Annotated in this window: 4 protein-coding genes; all 4 read right to left on the bottom strand. The window is 74.5% G+C overall.

Translation table 11 applies throughout. The annotated features are described in order from the left end of the window. Positions 1-112: 112 nt before the first annotated feature. The 4 genes from IR158_RS18940 to IR158_RS18925 all read right to left on the bottom strand — a co-directional run bounded on the left by IR158_RS18940 (position 113) and on the right by IR158_RS18925 (position 6,118). A complete protein-coding gene (locus tag IR158_RS18940) occupies positions 113-1,060 on the bottom strand; it encodes a type IV toxin-antitoxin system AbiEi family antitoxin (RefSeq protein WP_291815958.1) in 948 nt (315 codons plus the stop codon). Positions 1,061-1,366: 306 nt separating this feature from the next. Further along, positions 1,367-3,487: a 3-hydroxyacyl-CoA dehydrogenase NAD-binding domain-containing protein gene (locus IR158_RS18935; RefSeq protein WP_291815954.1), complete on the bottom strand. Its 2,121-nt coding sequence runs from the start codon at positions 3,485-3,487 to the stop codon at positions 1,367-1,369. After that, the gene (locus IR158_RS18930; RefSeq protein ID WP_291815951.1) at positions 3,484-4,722 is read right to left on the bottom strand and encodes a thiolase family protein; all 1,239 of its coding nucleotides are present in this window, start codon (positions 4,720-4,722) and stop codon (positions 3,484-3,486) included. Before IR158_RS18930 ends, IR158_RS18935 begins: the two co-directional genes overlap by 4 nt. 136 nt (positions 4,723-4,858) lie before the next feature. Beyond that, on the bottom strand, positions 4,859-6,118 hold the full coding sequence (locus IR158_RS18925) for an HRDC domain-containing protein (RefSeq protein ID WP_291815948.1): 1,260 nt from the start codon (positions 6,116-6,118) through the stop codon (positions 4,859-4,861). Positions 6,119-6,253: the final 135 nt, after the last annotated feature.

Raw genomic sequence — 6,253 nt, 5'->3', positions numbered from 1 at the left:
TGAGAGTGCGATCCGGTCACCCCCGCCGGGCGTGAGAGTGCGATCCGGTCACCCCTGCCGGGCGTGAGAGTGCGATCCGGTCACCCCTGCCGGGCGTGAGAGTGCGATCCCGTCATCTGCCGGCGTCCGGCGCGCGCCACCCCCAGTCCTGTCGAGCCATCACGACACCCTCGAAGCCGATGAGTCCGGCCACGGTCCGCTCGAGGTCGTTCCGCCGTCCCAGGACGTCTCCCCGGTGCACCCCGATGACGGTCCAGCCGAACCGCTGCGCCAGATCCCGTCGCCGCTGCTCGTCGGCCACGACCTGGGCAGCCGTCGCGTGATGGAACGCCTCACCGTCGTACTCGACGCCGACGCGCACCGTCGGGTAGCCAAGGTCGAGCCGGTAGAGCTCCCGCCCGTGAGTGTCGCGGATACGGATCTGCGGCTCGGGCCGCGGGAGATCCGCCTCCACCAGCCGAAGGCGTAACCACGACTCACCTGCCGACTCAGTGGCGGGTTCGCACTGCTCGATCACGAACCGAGCGCGTGCGATGTTCCGTGCACCGGCCAGGAGCCGCGCGCGTCGTGCCAGGTCGGGCGGGTCGACGTACCCCTGGTGCGCGTACGCGTCGACCGCGGCCAGCGCGAGGAACCGCGGGGCGTAGCGGGCCAGGTCCAGCGCGGTGCGCGCAGGCGTGGTCGTCGGGACGCCGCGCACGATGTGGATGTCCTCGTGCGTGGCATCGCTGGTCCAGCACCGCTGACCCGACCGCCTGACGCGAGAGACACCGACCGGGACGATGCACTGGAGGGCCGGTGGCCGCAGGTGCATGCCCGGAGCCCTGGCGTCGATGCCGTGCAGCCAGGCAGCCGATTCCCGGCAGACGGCTCCGCCCGGCGGCAGCACCGTGCTGATCGCCCGGGCACGGACCTCCGGGTCGTCGAGCGCCGAGCGGCGCACGAGCACGCTGCGGAACATCTGCACGTAGTCGCCGGACTGCTCCAGACGGTGGATCACCTTCCACGGCCTGCCGGCGGCGCGGAGTTCTCTCATGTCGAGGACGGTCGCCGTGGTCATGAGACGACACTGCCGTCGTCTCCCTCCCCGGTGGCCCACGAGCCCGTGACTTGTGGAAGAGGAGTACCGGGCGCGGGGCTGTGGTCGCCTCGCGTCGGCGTTCCGGCGGCCAGACCCTGATGTCGGCCCCAGGAAGGTGCCGGGATTGCTCTCTCGCCGCGCGAGGGGTGGCTGGATTGCACTCTCGCGGCCTGGGGGCTGGATTGCACTCTCGCGGCCGGGGGGGTGGTTGGATTGCACTCTCGCGGCCGGGGGAGCTGGATTGCACTCTCACCAGGGGTGAGAGGGCAATCCAGCCACTGCGGGTCAGGGGGTCGGGACGTTGGCCACGCCGTCGGGCAGGAGGCGGTGGCCCAGGATCCGCTCGCTGTAGCCTGTGCGGTCCAGGTACGGCGTGATGCCGCCGAGGTGGAAGCCCCACCCGGCGCCCAGGATCATGCACAGGTCGATCTGCTGCGGAGTGGCCACGACGCCCTCGTCGAGCATGTGGCCGATCTCGACCGTGAGGGCGGTCAGGACGGCGTCGAGGACCCCGGCGGCGTCGAGCGGGGTCCCGTCGGCGGGCGCCTCGCGGGCGGTGTCGAAGACCGCCTGCAGGGCCGGGTCGACACGCTTGGGCAGGCCCTTGGCGGGGGCGGGCGTGACCACGCGCGTGCCCTCGGCGACGAGCTTCTCGAGACCGGGGGAGCGCGGGAACCGTTCGCCCAGGTCCAGGCGGAGCGAGGTCAGGACGTGCAGCCCGACCGCGGGACCGACGAGGTCGAACAGCTCGAACGGCGGCATCGGCAGGCCGAGCGGGTCGAGCGCCCGGTCCGCGACCTCGACCGGCGTGCCGTGCTCGACGGCGTCGACGATGATGCCGAGCAGCAGCACCAGCAGGCGGTTGACGACGAACCCGGGGCGGTCCTTCACGAGGACCGCGGTCTTGCGCAGCTGCGCGACGACGGCGAACGCCGTGGCCAGGGCCTCGTCCGAGGTCCGGTCCGCCTGCACCACCTCGACCAGCGGCATCGCCGCGACCGGGTTGAAGAAGTGCAGCCCGACGACGCGCTCGGGGTGCTGCAGGTCGGCTGCCATGCGCGTGACCGACAGCGCCGAGGTGTTGGTCGCCAGGACCGTGTCCGGTGCGACGACGCCCTCGAGCTCGGCGAAGACCCGCCTCTTGAGGTCGAGCACCTCGGTGACGGCCTCGATGACGAGGTCGCAGCCGGCGAAGACGGCGAGGTCGGTGGACCCGCTGACCTGCGCGACGACGCGCGCGCCGGCGTCGGACGTCATGCGTCCCGACGACACGAGGCGCTCGACCGTCGAGCGGACGGACGCGAGGCCCTGCTCGACCCGTGCCTCGTCGAGGTCGCGCATCACGACGGGCACGCCGAGCCGCTGCGCGAACAGCAGCGCGATCTGCGCGGCCATGAGACCGGCGCCGACGACGCCGACCCGCGTGACCGGCCGCGCGAGCTGCCGGTCCGGCGCGCCCGTGGGCTGCTTGCCGCCCTGGACGAGGCCGAACGCGTACACGCTCGCGCGCATCTCGTCGCTCAGGATGAGGTCGGCCAGCGCCTCGTCCTCGGCCGCGAAGGCGCTGTCCCTGTCGGCGTCGCGCGCGGCAGCGAGGAGATCGAGCGCGCGGCCGGGGGCCGGACGCGAGCCGTGGACGACGGCGTCGAGGCGCAGGCGCGCGGCCGACACGGCGGCGTCCCACGTCGCGGCGTCGTCGAGCGGGCGTCGCTCGACCGTCACCTCGCCCGACAGCACGCGGGCAGCCCAGCGCACCGACTCCTCCAGGAAGTCCGCCGGGTCCAGCACGACGTCGACGAGCCCGATCTGCGCGGCCTGCGCCGCGGTGTACGGCTTGTTGGCGGCCGGGCGCGTGAGGACGACCTCGAGGGCCTTCTCGATGCCCACGAGGCGCGGCACGAGGTACGCCCCACCCCAGCCCGGCACGAGGCCGAGCCCCGTCTCCGGCAGGGCGAGGGCGCGCACGTCGGCGGCTGCCGTGCGGTAGTCGCAGTTGAGGGCGACCTCGAGGCCGCCGCCGAGGGCGACCCCGTTGACGAACGCGAACGTCGGGACGCCCAGCTCACCCAGGAGCCGGTACGCCGCGTGCCCGCCGCGACCCAGGGCGAGCGCCTCGTCGTGCGTCGTGACGCCCGCGACCTGCATGAGGTCGGCGCCGGCGGCGAGGAAGTACGGCTTGCCGGTCACGGCCAGCGCGGCGATCTCGCCGGCGCGGGCGCGCTCCTGCTGCGCGCGGAGCACGGCCGTGAGCTCGGCGATGCCCTGCGGGCCGAGCGTGGTCGGCTTGGTGTGGTCCAGCCCGTTGTCGAGAGTGACGAGCGCGAGCGTGCCCAGGCCGCCCGGCAGGCGCACGTCGCGCACGAGGGAGTGGGTGACGCGCTCGGGGCGCGGCGCGGACGTGCTCATCGGGCAGCCTCCTCGGCGTCGAAGCCCGGGTTCTCCCAGATGACGGTGCCGCCCTGTCCCAGTCCCACGCACATCGTCGTGATGCCGTACCGGACCTCGGGGTGCTGCTCGAACTGGCGGGCGAGCTGCGTCATCAGCCGCACGCCCGACGACGCGAGCGGGTGACCCACCGCGATGGCGCCGCCGTACGGGTTGACGCGCGCGTCGTCGTCGGCGATGCCGAACGCGTCGAGGAACGACAGCACCTGCACGGCGAAGGCCTCGTTGATCTCGAAGAGCCCGATGTCGTCGATCGTCAGGCCGGCACGCTCGAGCGCCTTGCGGGTCGCGGGCACCGGGCCGAGGCCCATGACCTCGGGCTCGACCCCGGCGTAGGCGAACGACACGAGCCGCATGCGCACGGGCAGGCCGAGCTCCTCGGCGACGTCCTCGGCGGCGAGCAGGCACGAGGCGGCGCCGTCCGTGAGGGGGGCGGACGTGCCGGCGGTGACCCGGCCACCGGGCCGGAACGGTGTCGGCAGGGCCCCGATCGCGTCGACCGTGGTCCCCGGGCGCGGCGGCTCGTCCGCGGTCGCCAGGCCCCAGCCCTGCTCCGGGTCTCGCAGCGCGATCGGCACGAGGTCCGGCTCGATGTGCCCGGCGGCGAGGGCCGCGGCGTACTTCGCCTGGCTGGCGACGCCGTACGCGTCGGCGCGCTCGCGGGTCAGGGCGGGGAAACGGTCGTGCAGGTTCTCGGCCGTGACGCCCATGTTCAGCGCGTCGGCGGACACCAGCCGCTCGGCGAGGAACCGGGGGTTCGGTTCGGCGTCGAAGCCCATGGGATGGCGGCCCATGTGCTCGACCCCGCCCGCGATCGTGACGTCCTGCGCCCCGAACCCGATGGCGGCGGCCGTCGTCGTCACGGCGGTCATGGCACCCGCGCACATGCGGTCGATCGCGAACCCGGGCACCGTGGCCGGCAGGCCCGCGAGCATCGCGACCGTGCGACCGAGCGTGAGCCCCTGGTCACCGTGCTGCGTGGTGGCGGCCAGCGCCACGTCGTCGACGCGCTCCGGCGGCAGCTGCGGGTGGCGGCGCAGCAGCTCCCGGACGGTCTTGACGGCCAGGTCGTCGGCGCGCGTCTCGGCGTACAGGCCGTCCCTGCGGGCACGGCCGAACGGGGTGCGCACCCCGTCGACGAAGACGACACGACGGGCGGCGGGTACCCGGGCGTCGGGGTGGGACGTGCTCGGCATCAGTCCTCCTGAGGGACGGCGGTGTCCGGGGGGCGGTGCGTGCGGCGCGGGTCGCGTGCGACCGGGACCATGGTCCCTGGACACGCGAAGTTACTCAAGAGTAACTAGCGGCGCAAGATCCCCGTCACCGGGTCCGTCAGGAGCTGGCGAGCGCAGCAGCCAGCCGACCGGCGAGCAGCTCGACCTGCCACGCTCGCGCGCCTGCCGCCGTCATCGCGGCGGCGATGCCGGCCTCGTCCGCCGGTGCGGGCGGCGACCAGCACAGCCGCCGCAGCAGGTCGGGCTGCACCAGGTTCTCCACGGGCACGGTGTGCTCCTGGGAGAGGTCCGCGACCACTGCCCGGGCTGCCGCGAGCCGACGCGCGGCAGCGGGGTCACGATCGGCCCACATCCGTGCCGGCGGCGGCCCGTCGGTCGCGGGCCCCCGTGCGCTGGGCAGCTCGTCGTCGGGCAGCGCGACGGCGCGGTCGATCGCCGACTGCCACAGGGCGGCCCGCCGACGCGTCCCCTTGCCCGCGAACGGCGGCAGCGCGACCAGCTGCCCCACCGTGCGGGGCAGTGCCTGCGCGGCCGCGACGATCGCCGCGTCGGGCAGGACGCGACCGGGGGAGATGTCCCGCTCCCGGGCGTTGCGGTCGCGGGTCGCGTACAGCTCGCGGACGACGGCCAGACGGCGCGCGTCGCGGACGTTGTGGAGACCGGAGACGCGTCGCCAGGGCTCGGCCCGTGGCGCCGGGGCCGGGGCCGTGCGGACGGCCTCGAACTCCTGGCGCGCCCACTCCGCCTTGCCCGACACCGCGAGCCGCTCGGCCAGCACCTGCCGGACCTCGACCAGCACCTCGACGTCGAGCGCGGCGTACCGCAGCCACTCCGGAGGCAGCGGGCGGGTCGACCAGTCCACGGCGGAGTGCTCCTTGGCGAGCCCCAGCCCCAGCGTGTCGGCGACCACCGCGGCCAGCCCGACGCGCTCCATGCCCAGGAGCCGCGCCGCGAGCTCGGTGTCGAAGACGCGGGACGGTCGCATGCCCTGCTCCGCGAGCCCCGGCAGGTCCTGGGAGGCCGCGTGCAGCACCCACTCGACGCCGACGAGCGCGTCCGACAGTGCCGACAGGTCGGGCAGCGCGATCGGGTCGATGAGAGCCGTACCGGCGTCCTCGCGACGCAGCTGGACGAGGTACGTGCGCTGGCCGTAGCGGTAGCCGGACGCCCGCTCCGCGTCGACCGCGACCGGCCCGGTCCCCGCGGCGAACGCCGCGATCGTCTCCTCGAGCGCCGCCGGCGTCGCGACGACGGGGGGGACGCCGTCCGCCGGTTCGAGCAACGGGACGACGACGGCCTCCGTCACCTCCGGGCGCTCGTCCGCACCTGGGGTGTCCTGCGACGCCTCGGCCTTCATGCCGACAACCGTAGGCGACGGCAGGGGTGCCTCCGTGCAGCCGGGGGGCGCGTCGTGCGTGCCGCGACACCGGCTGGGCGCCGGGCCGACCTCGACGTCCCGCCCGGTACGAGCACCAGCGCCCGATCCGTCGGG

This window comes from Cellulomonas sp., assembly GCF_015234515.1.
Lineage (GTDB): Bacteria > Actinomycetota > Actinomycetes > Actinomycetales > Cellulomonadaceae > Cellulomonas.
The sequence above is the reverse complement of the archived record's forward strand: the minus strand, read 5'-3'. Positions and strand labels throughout refer to the sequence as shown.

Bases quoted from the DNA above. Each gene is read 5' to 3' on its own strand.
- IR158_RS18935 (WP_291815954.1), bottom strand. From the start codon at position 3,487: ATGAGCACGTCCGCGCCGCGCCCCGAGCGCGTCACCCACTCCCTCGTG.
- IR158_RS18925 (WP_291815948.1), bottom strand. From the start codon at position 6,118: ATGAAGGCCGAGGCGTCGCAGGACACCCCAGGTGCGGACGAGCGCCCG.
- IR158_RS18930 (WP_291815951.1), bottom strand. From the start codon at position 4,722: ATGCCGAGCACGTCCCACCCCGACGCCCGGGTACCCGCCGCCCGTCGT.
- IR158_RS18940 (WP_291815958.1), bottom strand. From the start codon at position 1,060: ATGACCACGGCGACCGTCCTCGACATGAGAGAACTCCGCGCCGCCGGC.